Here is a 2,600-nt window from a genome sequence, read left to right as displayed (position 1 = left end):
TAATATAACGCCTGCATAACACGTTTGCTACCATGCAGATTAAGCCCAAACTTACCACTTAATACGATAAACCAAAAGAAACCTAGAACGCCGAATGTAGCAAATCGTGTTGATGCATTTGTTAAATGCCTTCTAACTGTATATACTAAATCCACATACTTAATGCGCATAAATGGTAACATTATGAGAAGTCAATACAATACACAAGCGATAAAAAAAGCAACCAATCTAACATTAAACAGCGATCTACTCGCTGAAGCAAAACGATTAAAAATAAACCTTTCAGCAACAATGGAAAAAGCATTATCACAAGAAGTAAGTAAACTAAAAAGACAAGAGTGGTTAGAACAAAACTCAGAAGCTATTGATGCTTGCAACGAACTAACCGAGAAACATGGTCTTTTTTCTGATTCATACCGAGTATTTTAAATGTCACAATTTACGCTTTATAAAAACAAAGATAAAAGCTCAGCTAAAACGTACCCTTACTTTGTAGATGTTCAAAGTGATTTACTCGATAACCTAAATACTCGATTAGTCATTCCATTAACGCCAATTGAACTACTTGATAAAAAAGCCCCAAGTCACCTTTGTCCTACAATTCATATTGATGAAGGTGACTTTGTCATGTTAACTCAACAAATGACAAGCGTTCCGGTTAAGATCCTAACCGACCCAGTTAATGAATTATCGACTTTCAGAAATGAAATTATTGCTGCAATTGATTTTTTAATCACTGGCATTTAACGCCTGCATAACACGTTTACTACTATGCAATTATACTTAATATTGACGCCTTAAAACGAGAAACACCCGACAACCTGAGATGCCGAGTGTAGTAAATCGTGTTGATGCATTTGTTATATTTTGATCTATAGCGCTAAAAGTTTTGCTTTTTCAGCGTCAAATTCTTTATCGTTAAGAATTCCTTTATCATGTAATTCTTTGATTTTTAATAATTGATCATATTTATCGTTATTATCAACTTTAAGATCATTACTCTCTATTTTTATATCATTAATTTTTGGTGTACATACAAAAATAATTTCTATTCGTGGAAAATTACCAAAAACATATGGTGGAGATGCGGTATGTTCAGAAATGGTATACATTTCTGACCCTTTAGTTAATTTTCGACAAAATTCATTGGCACGCTTTGTTGCTGAGCGTCGTAACACAGCCGTTGCAGTAAAACCACTAGAACCTTGATGGAAAATTCGATATTGCTCTCCATCGATAGGTTCATCTGTTATATAAAAATCTTTTCCTGTATACACAGCATCTTGAAAATGTGACTGACTTTCACTCACCTTCTCTATAGGTGACATTTGTGAACAACCAGCCAAAGTTATAATAAAAGGAACAAGAACTTTTTTCATTTAATCAATCTCAATATATAGAGCGCGGCATTATAATGAACAATTGAATCAGTTACTAATTAAAAAAATATAACGCCTGCATAACACGTTTGCTACCATGCAGATTAAGCCTAAATTTACCACTTAATGCGGTAAACCCAAAGAGAATCTAGAATGCCGAATGTAGCAAATCGTGTTGATGCGATTGTTATGGCGCAACTTGCGACAACCGTAGCAATATACTACAATGATGAAAATTAACTTTAAATAGGATACTTAAAATGGCTACAGCAAGCATCAGATTAGACCAAGACCTTGTGCAAAAAGCTACTATTATGGCTAAAGCATTCAGTCGCACCGCACCAAAACAAATTGAACATTGGGCTAAAATCGGTGAAATGATGGAAGATAACCCAGAACTATCATATGAGTTTGTAAAACAAGCAATTATTGCCAAAGCTGAAAAAGAAACAGGAAAATTGGAGAGCTATAGTTTTGGCTAATATAACTCAAATTTTACAGACACCTACATTTAAGAAAGCAGTAAAAAAGTTACATAAAAATCAAAAGACGGATCTTGATAATGCAATTAAAGAATTAATGAAAGAGCCATTATTAGGAGAGCAGAAGAAAGGTGACTTGTCGTTTTTACGTGTCCATAAATTCAAAATGGTTAAGCAATTAACACTACTTGGTTACAGTTACGAAGATGGCACGGTCACCCTTGAGCTAATGGCATTAGGATCTCATGAAAACTTTTACCGTGATGTTAAAAATATCTTCTGAGCCATAACGCCTGCATAACACGTTTGCTACCATGCAGATTAAGCTCAAATTTACCACTTAATACGGTAAACTCAAAGAAACCTAGAATGCCGAATGTAGCAAATCGTGTTGATGCATTTGTTATACGGCAATAAAACATTTGAAGTCGATTTAGCTCTCCTAAATTTAATTTCAATTGAGTAAATAACTCTCTTATTAATTTTTATATTTCATCAGAACAAAGTGCTTTCGTTAAATTAGGGGAAATACTTCCTTGTAGGTTTTTGTTAGCACTAAGGTACCCAATTATTTTCTGGTTTTTGATGATCATCGGAGGTTCTTGAGTATATGGATTAGTAGCGGAATATTGATTATATTCACTACCAAACTGTCCATAATCATTAAAAACTGATAATTCATTATACTCACTTCCATAGGTACCATATTCATTAAAAATCGAATCTGAATCATATGAAT

Annotated in this window: 6 protein-coding genes; 4 read left to right on the top strand and 2 right to left on the bottom strand. The window is 33.6% G+C overall.

The annotated features are described in order from the left end of the window. Positions 1-183 precede the first annotated feature (183 nt). Together BTO22_RS13355 and BTO22_RS13350 are read left to right on the top strand one after the other, a co-directional pair. The gene (locus BTO22_RS13355) at positions 184-429 is read left to right on the top strand and encodes a type II toxin-antitoxin system CcdA family antitoxin (protein WP_054776282.1); all 246 of its coding nucleotides are present in this window, start codon (positions 184-186) and stop codon (positions 427-429) included. Further along, positions 430-747 (top strand): CcdB family protein, encoded by a 318-nt coding sequence (locus BTO22_RS13350; protein ID WP_061030693.1) that lies wholly within the window; start codon positions 430-432, stop codon positions 745-747. A 125-nt stretch (positions 748-872) separates the two neighbouring features. Here BTO22_RS13350 and BTO22_RS13345 read toward each other — a convergent pair whose 3' ends face one another. Continuing rightward, positions 873-1,379, bottom strand: a complete 507-nt coding sequence (locus tag BTO22_RS13345) for an SHOCT domain-containing protein (protein WP_105055932.1) — start codon at positions 1,377-1,379, stop codon at positions 873-875. A 260-nt stretch (positions 1,380-1,639) separates the two neighbouring features. On the opposite strand from BTO22_RS13345, the gene BTO22_RS13340 reads away from it, so the two are divergent. Together BTO22_RS13340 and BTO22_RS13335 are read left to right on the top strand one after the other, a co-directional pair. After that, the gene (locus tag BTO22_RS13340; protein ID WP_105055931.1) at positions 1,640-1,861 is read left to right on the top strand and encodes a TA system antitoxin ParD family protein; all 222 of its coding nucleotides are present in this window, start codon (positions 1,640-1,642) and stop codon (positions 1,859-1,861) included. After that, positions 1,854-2,144: a type II toxin-antitoxin system RelE/ParE family toxin gene (locus tag BTO22_RS13335; protein WP_045103942.1), complete on the top strand. Its 291-nt coding sequence runs from the start codon at positions 1,854-1,856 to the stop codon at positions 2,142-2,144. Before BTO22_RS13340 ends, BTO22_RS13335 begins: the two co-directional genes overlap by 8 nt. 202 nt (positions 2,145-2,346) lie before the next feature. On the opposite strand, the gene BTO22_RS20090 is transcribed toward BTO22_RS13335, so the two are convergent. Beyond that, the coding region (locus BTO22_RS20090) for a hypothetical protein (protein ID WP_219843874.1) at positions 2,347-2,600 on the bottom strand (254 nt) is incomplete at its 5' end.

The organism is Aliivibrio sifiae, assembly GCF_002954705.1.
Taxonomy (GTDB): domain Bacteria; phylum Pseudomonadota; class Gammaproteobacteria; order Enterobacterales; family Vibrionaceae; genus Aliivibrio; species Aliivibrio sifiae_A.
Note: the sequence above shows the minus strand (reverse complement) of the source record. Positions and strands in the feature narration are given on the sequence as shown.

What these genes read in the sequence shown, in the direction of transcription:
- BTO22_RS13355 (WP_054776282.1), top strand. Translation starts at nt 184, where the DNA reads ATGAGAAGTCAATACAATACACAAGCGATAAAAAAAGCAACCAATCTA.
- BTO22_RS13350 (WP_061030693.1), top strand. Translation starts at nt 430, where the DNA reads ATGTCACAATTTACGCTTTATAAAAACAAAGATAAAAGCTCAGCTAAA.
- BTO22_RS13340 (WP_105055931.1), top strand. Translation starts at nt 1,640, where the DNA reads ATGGCTACAGCAAGCATCAGATTAGACCAAGACCTTGTGCAAAAAGCT.
- BTO22_RS13345 (WP_105055932.1), bottom strand. Translation starts at nt 1,379, where the DNA reads ATGAAAAAAGTTCTTGTTCCTTTTATTATAACTTTGGCTGGTTGTTCA.